This is a genomic window from Alicyclobacillus shizuokensis NBRC 103103 (assembly GCF_001552255.1).
Classification (GTDB): Bacteria; Bacillota; Bacilli; order Alicyclobacillales; family Alicyclobacillaceae; genus Alicyclobacillus_G; species Alicyclobacillus_G shizuokensis.
The window spans coordinates 18,175-32,369 of sequence record NZ_BCQV01000040.1 but is presented as its reverse complement, the minus strand read 5'-3'; the positions used below and the strand labels follow the sequence as shown (position 1 = coordinate 32,369).

12 protein-coding genes and 1 other RNA gene are annotated in these 14,195 nt (G+C 62.7%); all 13 read right to left on the bottom strand.

The features are described from left to right. Nucleotides 1–234: hypothetical protein (locus ASH01S_RS19045; protein ID WP_217996336.1), on the bottom strand; the 234-nt coding region annotated here is incomplete at its 3' end. A 62-nt stretch (nucleotides 235–296) separates the two neighbouring features. Next, nucleotides 297–667, bottom strand: a transfer-messenger RNA (tmRNA) gene (gene ssrA, locus ASH01S_RS14340). Between the two features lie 247 nt (nucleotides 668–914). Then, nucleotides 915–1,388, bottom strand: a complete 474-nt coding sequence (gene smpB / locus ASH01S_RS14335) for an SsrA-binding protein SmpB (protein ID WP_067929134.1) — start codon at nucleotides 1,386–1,388, stop codon at nucleotides 915–917. A 174-nt stretch (nucleotides 1,389–1,562) separates the two neighbouring features. After that, complete coding sequence (rnr, locus tag ASH01S_RS14330) at nucleotides 1,563–4,070, bottom strand: ribonuclease R (protein WP_067929133.1); 2,508 nt, start codon at nucleotides 4,068–4,070, stop codon at nucleotides 1,563–1,565. Between the two features lie 121 nt (nucleotides 4,071–4,191). Then, nucleotides 4,192–4,938, bottom strand: a complete 747-nt coding sequence (locus ASH01S_RS14325) for an alpha/beta hydrolase (protein WP_067929132.1) — start codon at nucleotides 4,936–4,938, stop codon at nucleotides 4,192–4,194. Between the two features lie 71 nt (nucleotides 4,939–5,009). Continuing rightward, the gene (gene secG, locus ASH01S_RS14320) at nucleotides 5,010–5,249 is read right to left on the bottom strand and encodes a preprotein translocase subunit SecG (protein WP_083517209.1); all 240 of its coding nucleotides are present in this window, start codon (nucleotides 5,247–5,249) and stop codon (nucleotides 5,010–5,012) included. A 65-nt stretch (nucleotides 5,250–5,314) separates the two neighbouring features. Further along, a complete protein-coding gene (gene eno, locus ASH01S_RS14315) occupies nucleotides 5,315–6,604 on the bottom strand; it encodes a phosphopyruvate hydratase (RefSeq protein ID WP_067929130.1) in 1,290 nt (429 codons plus the stop codon). Nucleotides 6,605–6,693: 89 nt separating this feature from the next. Further along, complete coding sequence (gpmI, locus tag ASH01S_RS14310) at nucleotides 6,694–8,304, bottom strand: 2,3-bisphosphoglycerate-independent phosphoglycerate mutase (protein WP_083517206.1); 1,611 nt, start codon at nucleotides 8,302–8,304, stop codon at nucleotides 6,694–6,696. Then, the gene (gene tpiA / locus ASH01S_RS14305) at nucleotides 8,297–9,064 is read right to left on the bottom strand and encodes a triose-phosphate isomerase (protein WP_245629094.1); all 768 of its coding nucleotides are present in this window, start codon (nucleotides 9,062–9,064) and stop codon (nucleotides 8,297–8,299) included. Before tpiA ends, gpmI begins: the two co-directional genes overlap by 8 nt. 93 nt (nucleotides 9,065–9,157) lie before the next feature. Then, nucleotides 9,158–10,345 (bottom strand): phosphoglycerate kinase, encoded by a 1,188-nt coding sequence (locus ASH01S_RS14300; protein ID WP_067929128.1) that lies wholly within the window; start codon nucleotides 10,343–10,345, stop codon nucleotides 9,158–9,160. An 88-nt stretch (nucleotides 10,346–10,433) separates the two neighbouring features. After that, nucleotides 10,434–11,453 carry a type I glyceraldehyde-3-phosphate dehydrogenase gene (gap, locus tag ASH01S_RS14295; protein ID WP_067929127.1) on the bottom strand — a complete coding sequence of 340 codons (1,020 nt, stop codon included), beginning with the start codon at nucleotides 11,451–11,453 and terminating at the stop codon, nucleotides 10,434–10,436. Beyond that, complete coding sequence (locus tag ASH01S_RS14290) at nucleotides 11,443–12,504, bottom strand: sugar-binding transcriptional regulator (protein WP_067929126.1); 1,062 nt, start codon at nucleotides 12,502–12,504, stop codon at nucleotides 11,443–11,445. The genes gap and ASH01S_RS14290 overlap by 11 nt, the downstream gene beginning before the upstream one ends. A 239-nt stretch (nucleotides 12,505–12,743) precedes the next feature. Continuing rightward, nucleotides 12,744–14,063, bottom strand: coding sequence for an RNA polymerase factor sigma-54 (rpoN, locus tag ASH01S_RS14285; protein WP_067929125.1), 1,320 nt, complete (start codon nucleotides 14,061–14,063; stop codon nucleotides 12,744–12,746). Nucleotides 14,064–14,195 lie beyond the last annotated feature (132 nt).

The following is a 14,195-nucleotide window of genomic DNA, read 5'->3' as shown; positions in this document are numbered from 1 at the left end:
GACCACTTCATTGTGGCTGAAACAGTCAAGTTCTTCCTGAGTGTAGCTCTTACGACCAAGCATGGTGTATGTCCTTTCAGGAGAGATATGGAGGAAGATGTGAGTCAGATGAAATCGTGTCCTCTTCTCATCACTCAACACGACACCCGCCGCACCAATAATAGGACACCAAATAGTGTCCTGTAAAGTCGAACCAATCAATCCTTGAGTGGCTTCGCATGCTTCCTGCTTCACGCAACAAAATATGGACCAGAAGCCTGGCCCATATCACATCTTACTATGCAGTTGCAAATCGGTGGTGGAGGCGACGGGAGTCGAACCCGCGTCCGAAGACCTCGCTACATGAACTTCTACGGGTGTAGTACGCCTATTGGGAGTCCTCAGCCGGCGCGGACGCACACGCTCCGTTCTGAGCCAGCTCGCTTCGTCTCACCGCCGATACGCGAGCACATCGGCGGCCAGCCCGTTAGAGTGACGTCACCGCGTGCGCACGGGCGGCGCACATCGGGACGGCCTGACTGGGATTAGGCAGCCAGGGCGAGGTTGTTGTTTGCGGTAAAGCGATTAGCTTTGCCAGTTACATTTAGACCCGCGTTGTTGACGTGGCCGCAGCCCCACGACCCGCCGTTCATGCTCGAACAGCCCCCGTCGAATCCAAAACGCCCCCATGTGAGCGCTCGGCTGTCCCGAGCGGAACCAAGCGTGGCAACAACCTCATTAATATGATACACAAAACCGCCGCCTGCGTACACCCCGATTTGCTGCCAGGATTGGCAAAGCGCCGGAGCCCTGGACATTCAAGCGGGGCATTCGTATCTCGCACGTCTGCCCCCCACCAGGACGGCAGTTTCTTCACGAAAAACTCGCCAGAAAACTCGCCCCTCCGCTCCCAGACGGAACCGGGCACTTGTCACCTACGCGCGCCGGTTGCGCTCGCGCAACGCCCGTTGAATGGCCCTGTCGGCGTCGCGCTTGCGCATCGCTTCCCGCTTGTCGTGCAGCTTCTTGCCTTTGGCCAGTCCCAGTTCGACTTTGCAAAACCCGTTGCGCAAGTACAGCTTGGTGGGCACCAACGTGTACCCCTGTTCTCGCACAGCGCCGATCAGTTTGCTGATCTCCTGCCGCCGAAGCAGCAGTTTCCGGGTGCGCAGGGGTTCGTGATTGAAGCGGTTGCCCTGCTCATACGGGCTCACGTGCATGTTGTGCAAAAAGACTTCGCCATCTTCGATGCGCGCGTAGGCGTCGCGCAGGCTGACGGATCCGCGGCGGATAGACTTGATCTCGGTGCCGGTCAGCACGATGCCCGCCTCATACGTTTCCTCGATAAAGTAGTCATGATAGGCTTTCCGGTTTTGCGCCAGGATGCGGCGCTCTTCGTCCTTGGCCATCGTTTCACCTCAGGATGCGCTGCAGACTGGACACCGCGCCCATCGCCACCACGGGATGCGCAAACCGACGCACGACCGCTGCGATGGCCCGCGTCCTGGTTGCAGCACCACACAGCGCACCCTGAATCGTAACATGACCACGGACGGGACTCAAGCCCATGAGCGATAGCTGCGTCAGTGCCCACGCTTGCTGCGTTTCGGTTTGCGCCGACGAACGCCGCGCGACTTTGCGGGACCACCGCCGCCGACCCTTGCCAAGCGGCCCCGTCCATCCGGCGGCACGGCCAACAGGGTCCGCTTGTTCCGACTGCCGCCGCCCCCGCTCGACACAGACGTATCCCCGCCCCGATCACGCGCCTTCCGCCGGGCTCCACGCCTGCCCCCGTTGAAAGGTCGATCCGCTCGTCCACGGCCGCCACCCGCCCAGTGGTCCCGGTCCCGACCACCGGCCAACTGCGCGCGCTGCTGAATGCGGCGACGCCGTTCTTTGGGCGAGAGGTCCTCGTCGTACTCGATGGTGTGCACGCCCTTGTCTGTGATCATCGTCGCCTCGCGCCGATGCGCCACCAACTCGAAATCAATCGACAGGTTTTCCTTGCTCGCCGCCGCGACCCGGACCACCACCGGATCGCCCAGGCGGAAGACGCGCCGCGTCCGCTCGCCGACGAGAGCCATCAACTTCTCGTAGTGGATGTAGTAGTCGTCCGTCAGGTAGCTGATGTGAATCAGGCCCTCGGCCCCATTGTCCAAATGGACGAACAACCCAAACGACGTCACGCCGCTGATGACGCCGTTGAATTCCTCACCGATGTGGTCGAGCATGTACTCGACCGTCTTCAGCTGATCCACCTCGCGCTCGGCGTCCTGTGCGGTCCGCTCGCACTCACTCGACTGACGCGCCGCATCGGCGACGAGCTCCTCCAATTGGGAAATTCGCTCGTCCGACAACCGTCCGCCGGCCTCCAGCACCTCGCGGATGATGCGGTGAATGACCAGGTCCGGATAACGGCGGATAGGCGAGGTGAAATGGGTGTAATACTTGGCGGCCAATCCGAAGTGGCCGACGCACTCAGGGGCGTAGCGAGCCTGGCGGAGCGAGCGCAGCATCAGTTTGGAAATCACCGCCTCCTCGCGCGTTCCCTCTATCTCCCGCAGAATGGCCTGAAGGGCGCGCGGGTGGACGCGGTTACCCACGCCCTTGACATGGTACCCGAAATTATGGATGAACTGGTTGAATTCCAGCAGCTTCTGCGGATCCGGATCCTCGTGAATCCGATAGATGAACGGGATGCCCAGCCAGTAGAAGTGTTCGGCGATGGTTTCGTTGGCAGCCAGCATGAACTCCTCAATCAGCCGCTCGGCGACGGATCGCTCGCGCGGGGTGAGCGCCAAGGGGCGGCCCAGGTCGTCCACCTCGACCTTGATCTCGTCGAAGTCAAAATCGATGGCTCCCCGGGCCATCCGCTGCTTGCGCAGAATCGCCGCCAGGGCCTCCATCTCCTCGAACATCGGCACCAGCGGGCGGTAGAACGCACGCGCTTCTGGATCGTGATCCACCAAGATGCGGTTGACGTTGCGATACGTCATCCGCTCGGTGGTGCGAATCACGCTCGGGAAGATGTCGTAGGCGACGCGTTCGCCCTGCGGCGTGAACTCCATCTGGCAGGACAGGGTCAGACGGTCGACGTGCGGATTGAGGGAACAGATGTTGTTGGACAGCCGCTGCGGCAGCATGGGAATCACCCGATCCACCAGGTACACGCTGGTGCCGCGCCGGTACGCTTCCTTGTCCAAGCGGCTGCCCTCGCGCACATACCAGCCGACATCGGCGATGTGCACCCCCAGCAGGAAGTTGCCGTTTGGCAACCGTTTCAGCTGCACCGCGTCGTCCAGATCCTTGGCGTCCTCGCCGTCGATGGTGACGATGGTCTCATCGCGCAGGTCGCGCCGTCCCTTCAGGTCTTCCTCCGAGATATCCATCGGGATGGCTTCAGCCGCCCGCAGGACCGCTTCCGGGAACGCCTCGGCCAGGCCGTACTTGCGCACCACGGCGAGGATGTCCACTCCGGGCGCATCCGGATGCCCCAGCACCTCCACGACCCGGCCTTCCGGTCCGCGCGTGGCGGTAGGATAGGAGGTGATCTCCACGACGACGACGTGGCCGTCGTGCGCGTCCATCATGTCTCCCTGGGCGATGAAGATGTCCTGCGGAAACCGCTTGTCCAGCGGCGTGACAAAGGCGTGATCGCGATAGCGGGTGAACTGGCCGACCACGCGGTGATGGGCCCGCTTGAGAATGCGGACCACTTCTCCTTCTCGGCGCGGGCCCTGGGCCGACTTGTCGATGCGGACCAACACCCAATCCCCGCTCATGGCCCCGTTGAGGTCGCCGGCGGCGATGTAGACGTCCGGCTCCCCTTCCTGGTCTGGAATCAAGAAGCCAAACCCCCGCGCCTTCATCTGAATGTGTCCGCGCACGAGGTTCATGCGCTCTGGTATGCCGTAGCGAAGGGTGCGAGTACGTACGACCTCGCCCTGTTCTTCCATCTCGGCGAGCAACTGGAGGAACCGCGCTTCATCGTCTTCATTTTCGAGTCCAAACGCCTCCACCAACTCCTCCGCAATCAGCGGCCGGTAGGCGTCGTGCTGCATGTAGTCGATGATGTCCTGGCGGTCCACCACAGCCGGTTGTCGCCTCCTCTGGTGTGAATCGGGGAAAGTCCCGTGGATGGTGCGTTAGGATATGGATTCAGTATGACCCCAAGCCCGTCGGGGTACACCATGCCCAGGTATTCTAGCCGTGTCATGAACTGAGCGCGGAATGGGGGTCCAGCGAGTCTCCGGGCAGCGACGACAAAAAAGCCAGCACCAGCTGATTGACCACCTCAGCGTCATCCATTAGCAGCATGTGCCCGGCTCCTTGTACATAATGCAGTTCCTTGTAAACAGACGCAGCCGTCTCGTAGATGTACCTGGCGCTGCGGGGGTCCGCCAATTCGTCCCGATCGCCGTGAATGACGCACAGGGGACAGGCCAATTGCGGCAAAGCCCGCTTCGTCATCTGAACCACGCGCCGCAGTTGCCGCGCTGTCTTCAGCGGGGTGCCGCCCAATTTGTCCAGCCGTCCGCGCAGAGCTTCCTGGGCTGCCCCGGTCCGCGGCCAATTGACCTTGATGGCCAACGCAATCTGCTGAAACAGCGGATTGGACCCTGCGTAATCCAGCAGCGGTGCCAGCATGACCACGCTGGCCACCCGGTATTGCTCCGCAATCAGCCCCGACAGCAGGGCGCCCAACGAAAACCCGAGCAGGTGAACCCGCCGCCCCTGCTTCTGCGCCGCCTCGACAGCTGGAATGATCTTGCTGATCCAGCCCGTCACCGTAGCCTGTCCAGGTTCCCGGTGGTGCTGCCCTGGGCCGTCTGCGTGTCCGCCCCACAAAGACGGAACCACGACCTCGTAGCCATGCGCCGTCAGCGCGTCGCCAAGCGGGTTCAGTTCTTCAGGAGACCCAGCCAAGCCGTGAATCAGGACACAGACTTCCTCCGGCATAGGACTTCCCCCCAAAGACAAGTCCAGGCCCATGAAAGATGCCGCCCTCACGGGCGGCACCCAAGACAGCATCACACCGAGTGATGGAAGGTGAAGGCGATAAACAGCGTTGCCAGGAAGAACAAGATGGCAATCACCACGGTCAGCTTGGCGAGGAACGAGTCCAGTCCCTTCGCCTTGCGATTGACAACCTGGTCAGGTCCGCCCGTGATGACCCCAGACAGCCCTGCGCTGCGCCCTGATTGCAGAAGAATGACGGCAATCAGGAGCACGCAAAGAACCACCAGCAGGATTTTCGCCGCAGCCAGCACCATGTCACCCCCACTGCGCGCCCCCCGACGACCGACGCGCACGACCCGTATGTGCGTTCAGTCTATCACGAATGGCTGGCGCCGACAAACGCAGCCTTGCCGATGAAGCGCGCCGCCGCTCCCAGGGACTCCTCGATGCGCAGCAGCTGGTTGTACTTCGCGACGCGATCCGTGCGGCTTGGCGCGCCGGTCTTAATCTGACCCACGTTGGTCGCCACTGCAATGTCGGCGATGGTCACATCTTCTGTCTCTCCGGAGCGGTGCGAAATGATGGCACTGTACCCCGCCTTGCGCGCCATCTCCACGCACTCGAACGTTTCGGTCAAACTGCCGATTTGATTGACCTTGACCAGAATTGAGTTGGCCACGTTCATGTCTATGCCGCGCGCAAGCCGTTTAGTATTCGTCACGAACAAATCGTCGCCGACCAGCTGCACCTTGTTGCCCAACGCCCGCGTCAGGTTGACCCAGCCGTCCCAATCGTCCTCCGCCAATCCGTCTTCAATTGAAAGAATCGGATAGCGCGCCAGGAGGCTTTCATAGTACTGGATCAACTCGTCGGCGGTGCGCGTCACGCCTTCGCCAGCAAAGTGGTAGGCGCCGTCTTGGAGCAACTCGGTCGAGGCGATGTCGATCGCGATGGAAACATGCTCACCCGGCTTGTAACCCGCCTTTTCGATGGCCTCGACAATCAGTTGAATGGCCTCTTCGTTCGTCTTCACATTGGGCGCAAAGCCACCTTCGTCACCGACGGTTGTCGCCATGCCCTTGGCCGCCAACACCGACTTGAGATTGTGAAACACCTCCGTGCCCATGCGCAGAGCCTCGCGGAACGTGTCGGCCCCGTGCGGAACCACCATGAACTCCTGAATGTCCACCGTATTGTCGGCGTGCTTGCCGCCATTGAGGATGTTCATCATCGGTGTGGGTAATACGTGCGCGTGAAAACCGCCGAGATAGCGATACAGCGGCACTTCCAGTTCCGCCGCCGCCGCCTTGGCGACAGCTATGGAAACGGCCAAAATCGCGTTGGCTCCCAGTTTTCCCTTGTTCTCGGTGCCATCGAGCTGCAGCAGCAAAGTGTCGATGTCAATCTGCTCTGTGGCTTCTTCCCCAATGAGCTCCGGGCCAATCACCTCGTTGACATTGGCCACCGCCTTTTGCACGCCTTTGCCCAGGAAGCGCGACTTGTCCCCATCGCGCAGTTCTACCGCCTCATGCGCACCGGTGGAGGCGCCAGAGGGCACGATGGCGCGGCCCTTGGCACCGCTCTCCAGCTCGACTTCCACCTCGACCGTGGGATTCCCGCGCGAGTCCAGCACTTCGCGGGCCTGGATGTCAAAGATCTCAGACATGAACACTCATCCTTTCCAAACAGAATGTGTAACCGGGTCGCCATCAGGCGCCATTCGGCACCAGGGACGGCGGATGCCTCCAGCGCTCGTCACGCCTGCTTGCGGACCAACAGGCTGTGGCCGGTCATTTCTCTCGGCGCCGGCACGCCGATGAGGTCCAGCAGCGTCGGCGCTAAATCGGCCAGACCGCCCGGGTGAATCTCGTAGTCATTCGATGTCACGACAAGCGGCACCAATTCGAGTGTGTGCGTCGTGCAGGGCTCACCTGTGTGCGGATCGACCATAATATCGGCGTTGCCGTGGTCGGCGGTGACCAGCGCCACCCCACCTTGACTCGCGAGCGCGTCGAGCACCCGGCCAAGGCACTCATCCACCGCTTCAATCGCCCGTATGGCCGCCTCCAGACTTCCGGTGTGGCCGACCATGTCGGGATTCGCGAAGTTGAGGATGACGACGTCAATGTCGCCGGAACGGATGCGCTCCACAGCCGCGTCCGCTACTTCGTAGGCGCTCATCTCCGGCTTCAGGTCGTAGGTCGCGACCTTCGGCGACGGAACCAGGATGCGCTCCTCACCAGGGAAGGGCGCCTCCCGCCCGCCGGACATGAAGAACGTCACGTGCGGGTACTTCTCCGTCTCCGCGATACGCAGTTGGGTCAACCCGACCTGGGACAGCACCTCGCCCAGCGTGTTGTCCAAGTCGACCGGGGCGAAGGCCACCACACCGCCTACGGTCTCGCTGAACTTGGTCATGCACACATAGTGGACGTGTGGAAACTGGGGACCGCGGTCAAAATCACGAAAGTCCTCGTTGGTGAACACGCGCGAGATCTGGATGGCCCGGTCAGGGCGAAAGTTGAACATGATGACGGCGTCACCGTCGGCAATGCGTCCCACGGGCTGATCCTGATGGTCGACGAGTACCGTCGGCTCAATGAACTCGTCGGTCACTCCCTGCTCGTAGCTGGCGCGAATGGCCTTTATAGGGTCCTGGGCGCGGTTGCCCTCGCCGTACACCATCGCCCGGTACGCCCGCTCGGTCCGATCCCAGCGATTGTCCCTGTCCATGCCGTAGTAACGGCCGGAAATGGTGGCCACCTGACCGGCACCCTGTTCTTCGATGACATCGAGCAACCGCTGCATGTAGTGGACGCCCGATGTGGGCGGAACATCGCGGCCGTCCATGAAGGCGTGCACGTAGACGCGTTGCACATGGTTGTCAGCCGCCAGGCGGATGAGCGCCAGCAGGTGATCCAGATGGCTGTGCACGCCCCCTTCCGACACAAGTCCCATCAAATGCAGACTGCTGCCGTGGGCCTGCACGTGCCGGATAGCGCCCACCAGAGCCTCGTTTTTCGCGAACGCCCCGGAGGCAATCGCCATGTTGATGCGCGTCAGGTCCTGGTACAGGATGCGCCCGGCGCCGATGGTCGTGTGCCCGACTTCCGAGTTGCCAAACTGGTCGTCCGGCAGTCCGACCGCCTCCTCGCTGGCCTTCAAGGTCGTGTGCGGGTACGTCCGCCAGAGCTTGTCAAACACCGGCTTATTGGCCAGCGCCACCGCATTGGCCTCCCGCTCGCGCCTCCATCCAAAACCGTCCAGGATGATGAGCGCTGCCGGCCCGCGTCCGTGCGGTCTGGGCTTGCGGGAAAAGCTTGGGTCTATCTTCGTCCACTGGATCTTGCGTTCCCCGTCAGCCATTTTGTCCACCCCCTGCGCCGGGCTGGGCAAGCGCCTCCGCCATTTGCGCAAATGATTCCGCATCCAAACTGGCTCCGCCGACCAGCGCCCCATCGATATCGGGTTGCGTGACGAACGCCCCGATGTTGGCCGGCTTGACGCTGCCACCGTACAGGATGCGGACCGCACCCGCCGCCTCGCTGCCAAATGCGTCAGCCACCTCGGCACGAATCGCCTGAATGACCGCCTGCGCCTCCGCCGGCGTCGGGGTCTTGCCACTGCCAATCGCCCACACCGGCTCGTAGGCCACCACGGCCGCAGCCACAGCCTGTGCGGTGAGAAGGGAGAGTCCCTTGCGCACCTGCCCTCGCACCACCGCTTCGGTCCGTCCCGCTTCCCGCTCGCTCAGATCTTCGCCGACACAGAGCACAGGCGTCATGCCGTTGTCGGAAACCGCCTGAACCTTGCGGGCGGCCCACTCGTCACTCTCGCCAAAAATCTGCCGCCGCTCAGAATGCCCAACCAGTACGTAGCGGGTCTGCAACTCGCGCAGCATCGCCGGTGAAATCTCACCGGTGAACGCTCCCTGTGCCTCAAAGTACACATTTTGGGCGCCGACGGCCACTTTCGTCGGCAGCATGACCGGCAGGATGTGCAGCGCCGTAAACGGAGCGCAAACCACGTAGTCCACGTGCTCGGGCAGGCGCTGGCTGCGCTGGCCCAGCGCCTCCGCAAAGGAGCGCGCCTCGGCCACCGTCTTGTGCATTTTCCAGTTTCCCATCAACAGCTTGCGTCTGCTCACGTATCGTCCCCCGCTCTCCATTGCCAGAGCTGTTGGCGCGGCTTGTTCCCATCGCCGCGCCGCCGCAGCGACTTACACCTTGTCTGACAGCGCGGCCACGCCCGGCAGCGTCTTGCCCTCGAGAAATTCCAGCGATGCCCCGCCGCCTGTGGACACGTGCGTCAACTTCCCTGCCAATCCTGTCTCTTCCACAGCCGCCACCGAGTCACCGCCGCCGACGATAGTCACCCCGTCGACCTCGGCCATCGCCTCGGCGATACCCTTGGTCCCAACCGCAAAGGCCGGCATTTCAAACACGCCCATGGGTCCGTTCCAGATGACCGTGTGCGCCCCTCGCACCGTTTTCTGATACTCGGTCAGAGTCTCGGGTCCAATGTCCAGCGCCAGCCCTTTCTCTGGCATGGCATCAACCGAATAGACCCGGTGCGGCGCATCCGCCGCAAACCGTTCGGCGACCACCACGTCTGTCGGCAGCAGGAGCTTCCGGCCGTCCGCCTTCGCCTTGTCCATGAGGAGGCGAGCGGTGTCCATAGCGCTCTCTTCGACCAGCGACTCGGCCAGCTGACGGCCCTGAGCCTTCAGGAAAGTGTTGGCCATGCCGCCGCCGATAAGCAGCGCGTCCACCTTGCCGAGCAGGTTCTCTATCACGCCAATCTTGTCCGAAATTTTGGCGCCGCCAATCACAGCCACAAACGGGCGCGCAGGATTCGCCAGGGCGTCGCCCATGATACGGATCTCCCGCTCCAACAAAAGACCCGCCACGGCGGTCAGGTAGCGCGCCACCCCGGCCGTGGATGCGTGTGCCCGATGCGCTGTACCGAAGGCGTCGTTGACAAACACGTCACCCAACTCGGCCAACGCCGCCGCGAAGTCGGCGTCGTTTTTCTCCTCCTCCGCATGAAAGCGCAGGTTCTCGAGAAGCAGAACCTGCCCGGGCCGCAGATTCTCGGCCGCCGCCTGGGCGACCGGTCCGACGCAATCCTCGACAAACGTGACGGGCCAATCGGGTCTCAATTGACGCAGGTGTTCGGCCACCGGCGCCAAGGTGTATGCCGGATTGGGCTGCCCTTTGGGACGGCCCAAATGGCTCATCAGCACCACCGCCGCTCCCTGCCCGAGCAGGTACTCAATCGTCGGCAGGGCGGCGCGGATACGCGTGTCGTCAGCCACCCTGCCGTCCTTCATCGGCACGTTGAAATCCACCCGAACCAAGGCCCGCTTGCCTTGCCAGTCCACATCGTTGACGGTCATCTTGGCCATCAGCGGCTCACCATCCCCCTACACACTGCAAAGGGGAGAATGGAACATCCTCCCCCATCCGACAGTTATTTTAGCAAACACGTCCGTGTCAGTGGACGCTGCTGGGCATCTTGCTGGCGATATAGGCGGCCAAGTCGACAACGCGGTTGGAGTAGCCCCACTCGTTGTCATACCAGGCCACCACCTTGACCATGTTGTCGATAACCATGGTCGAGAGGGCGTCGACAATCGACGAATGGGAGTCCCCGTTGAAATCCTTCGAGACCAACGGCTCTTCCGTGTAGTCGAGAATGCCCTGCAGAGGGCCTTCGGCCGCTTCCCGCAGCGCCTGGTTGACCGCCTCCACAGTCACCGGCTGCGATACCTCGGCCGTCAGGTCCACGACCGACACGTTCGGGGTGGGCACACGCATCGCCATGCCGTTCAAGCGCCCTTGCAGGTGCGGCAACACCAGGCCGACTGCCTTGGCAGCGCCGGTCGAGGTCGGGATGATAGACAGTGCCGCCGCGCGCGCCCGGCGCAGGTCCTTGTGCGGCAGATCGAGAATCTGCTGGTCGTTGGTATAAGAGTGGACGGTGGTCATCAGACCCTTGACAATCTTGAACTCCTCGTCAATCACCTTGGCCACAGGCGCCAGGCAGTTGGTCGTGCAGGACGCGTTGGAGATGACGTGGTGCTGTTCCGGATCATAGACATCGTGGTTGACGCCCATGACGATGGTCACGTCTTCGTTCTTGGCCGGTGCGGAGATGATGACCTTCTTCGCGCCGCCGCTGGTGATGTGCGCCTGCGCGGCGTTTTTGTCGGTAAAGCGGCCGGTCGACTCAATGACCAACTCGACACCCAGCTTGGCCCACGGGAGGTTGGCCGGATCGCGTTCGGCGAGCACGGCGATGCGGCGGCCGTTGACCACCAAAGCGTCGCCCTCTGCCAGCACGTCCGCATCGAGACGGCCGTGCACCGAGTCGTACTTGAGCAGCATCGCCAGGGTCTTCGCGTCGGTCAGGTCGTTGATGGCAACAATCTCCAGGTCCTCGCGGCCCAGCGCGGCCCGAAACACATTGCGGCCAATGCGGCCAAAACCATTGATACCAACTTTAATGGTCATCTTCCATCCCTCCGTGGCTGTTTTCGACGATTCTCTTGGCGGCGCCCTCGTCTGTAATCAGGGTGTCAATTCGGTACGCCTTGGCCGCAGCCGCAATCGCTGCGGCCTTGCTGGTCCCTCCCGCGACCGCGATGATGGTGCGCATCTGGTCCAAATCGGAAAGCCGGAGGCCGACCGTCGTCATGGTGTAGACGATCCGTCCGTCAGCGTCAAAGTAGTACCCAAACGCCTCCGCCACGGCCCCCCGTTCAGCGAGGAGCGCTAGCTCTGCCGCCGACATCTGGCGGCGAACGGCCATCGTCACCGCATCGCCAATCCCGTGCGCCACCACCGTGGCGCTCTGCACCTCGCGCAGCCGCTCTTGAATCTGCGGCTCTTCCACCAGGTGGGCGAACGTCTCTTGGCTGAGCCTGTCCGGCACATGCAGCATGATGGACTCGCCGCCCAAGCGCCCGGCCAGTTCGGCAGCAATCGTGTTGGCCTGCAGCGAAACGTTCTCTCCCAAGCCGCCGCGCGCCGGCACCACCTTGACGGCCAGCGGTGCAGCCAAGCGCGGCATTCGCCGCGCCAGAGCCGCCATCGTGGTGCCGCCCGTGACAGCCAATACATCCCCCGCCCTCAGGCAGCGGCGAACGGCTTGTGCTGCCTCATGCCCGATGACGTCCTTCACCCATTCATCCTCATCACTGTCCCCAGCCACGACAACCACATTGGCAATGTTTAAACTTCGCGAAAGCCGCGTCGCCAATTCACTGCGGCCGTCAAAGGAGGCCAAAGCCAGCTCAAGGGAGGGCAGCATCTGCATGGCTTCTCCGGTCAAGGTCATACCCCCGCCCCCGACGACGACCAGACCCTGCGCCCGCAGTGCGTCCACCTCGGCCCGCAGCACACGCTCCGTCGTCCCCAGTTCGGCGGCCAAGGCCCGTCTGCCGATGGGCTGCAGCAGCTGCAGGCGCTGCAGAATACGCACCCGCTCACGCAACACTTCCATCAGCTCGGGCACAATCCGCTGCACCAGAGACAAATCAACCGCCGTGGCGGGGTGACTCATGTGGACGCACCTCCCTTCAGTTGGCATGCCTTTAGCGGCGCAGGACCGTCTCCGGAAGCTGTCGGGACGAATTTCGTCCCTATGGTACAAATTCTGTCCCGAAGGCGCCAAGAACAACCTTTCTTCTTCATTCTAGACACTCAGCGTGGCGGTTGCAACTGGGCATCCGCCCAACCCTGACCTGGACGTACGGACCGCCCTCCCGAGGCGATCCCGCCCACGCTGCGACAGCGCCGGCTCTACGCCAGGCGACGGCGTTTGTTGGAACTGGGAATCGCCATCTGTTCGCGGTACTTGGCCACGGTTCGCCGCGATACATGTATACCCGCCGCTTGCAGACGCTCGCAGATTGCCTGGTCGGAAAGCGGATGGCGCGGGTCTTCCTGGGCCACCCAATCCCGCATCAGCTGCTTTACCGCCTGCGCGGACACGCCTTCGTGGTCAGAAGCCAATTCACCTGAAAAGAACGACTTGAGTTCCCAGATGCCATACGGAGTTTGCATGTACTTCCCGCGCGTCGCGCGACTGACCGTCGATTCATGCACCCCCAGTTGGTCGGCAACCTCGCGCAGTGTCAATGGCTGCAGCCGGGACGGCCCATGCTGGAAGAACGGCTGCTGCGCCGCCACGATGGCCTCCGCCACGCGCTGCAGAGTCTGCCGGCGTTGCTCCAAGCAGCGCAGCAACCATTCCACCGATTGCTGCTTCTGGCGCAGAAATTCGGCCGTACGGCTGTCGGGCGGAGATTGCAACAGCCGCAGGTACTGGCGGTTCCAACGCAGTCTCGGGTACGCCGACTCGCGAGGCAGGACCAAATACCCACCGTCCCATGGACGCACTTCCAATTCCGGCACCACATAGACGGGCCGCTCTCCGGCGTAATGCCATCCGGGCCGCGGGTTCAGCCGGCGCAGCGCGTCCACCGCCGCCTGCACACGGTCCTTCGGCTCCCCGAGCGCCTGACAAAGCCGCTGCCAGCGTCCGGCTGCCACGTCGTCCAGGTGCCGTTCTATCAATTGGCGGACCAGCGGCCGCAGCGAGGCTGGCACCGCCGGCACCTGCAGGAGCAGACACTCCTGCAGACTGCGCGCCCCGATGCCGGGCGGATCGCAACTTTGCACAAGGGCCACCGCGTCGTCCAGCCATCGCGCGTCCTCGGCAAAAGCCTCGGCAGGCGGCAGGTCGCCCAGGAATCCGCTGTCATCGAGGTACCCAAGCAATCGTCGAGCCAGGCGGATAACCGGGGGCGCTGCGCCCGAGGTGCGCAGCTGTAAGTCCAGCTGGTCATACAGACTCGGTTCCCCGGCCGGTTCAAGCCCCCACGGGGCATCCCCATCGCCCTGGACCACCGGCCCACGGCTGCCCCCAGCCGGCCACTGGGCCAGCGAGGTGCGGGTCCACGCGGGGGGCTCGTATTCCACAAGGGGATTTTCGAGCGCCATCCTGGCCAGCAGGGAGTCCAACTCGGCGGTCGCACACTGCAATAGCTCGATGGCCTGCCGCATCTGCGTGGTCATGACCAACTTTTGCGTCTGTTCCTGGATCAGTTCAAACTGCATTCTGACCTCACCTCCCGCCGGTGCCCCTATGTCTCCTGGCCTCTGCACTTGTCTTTGGGATTCTCCGCAAAGCGCGAATTTCCTGCCGCTATCAGAGTATGCACGGCTTTTGCCCGCTTGACAGCGCAACAA

Coding starts and splice junctions, on each gene's coding strand:
- gap (WP_067929127.1), bottom strand. CDS start 11,453: ATGACCATTAAAGTTGGTATCAATGGTTTTGGCCGCATTGGCCGCAAT.
- ASH01S_RS14300 (WP_067929128.1), bottom strand. CDS start 10,345: ATGGCCAAGATGACCGTCAACGATGTGGACTGGCAAGGCAAGCGGGCC.
- gpmI (WP_083517206.1), bottom strand. CDS start 8,304: ATGGCTGACGGGGAACGCAAGATCCAGTGGACGAAGATAGACCCAAGC.
- tpiA (WP_245629094.1), bottom strand. CDS start 9,064: ATGGGAAACTGGAAAATGCACAAGACGGTGGCCGAGGCGCGCTCCTTT.
- ASH01S_RS14290 (WP_067929126.1), bottom strand. CDS start 12,504: ATGAGTCACCCCGCCACGGCGGTTGATTTGTCTCTGGTGCAGCGGATT.
- eno (WP_067929130.1), bottom strand. CDS start 6,604: ATGTCTGAGATCTTTGACATCCAGGCCCGCGAAGTGCTGGACTCGCGC.
- smpB (WP_067929134.1), bottom strand. CDS start 1,388: ATGGCCAAGGACGAAGAGCGCCGCATCCTGGCGCAAAACCGGAAAGCC.
- rpoN (WP_067929125.1), bottom strand. CDS start 14,063: ATGCAGTTTGAACTGATCCAGGAACAGACGCAAAAGTTGGTCATGACC.
- ASH01S_RS14325 (WP_067929132.1), bottom strand. CDS start 4,938: ATGCCGGAGGAAGTCTGTGTCCTGATTCACGGCTTGGCTGGGTCTCCT.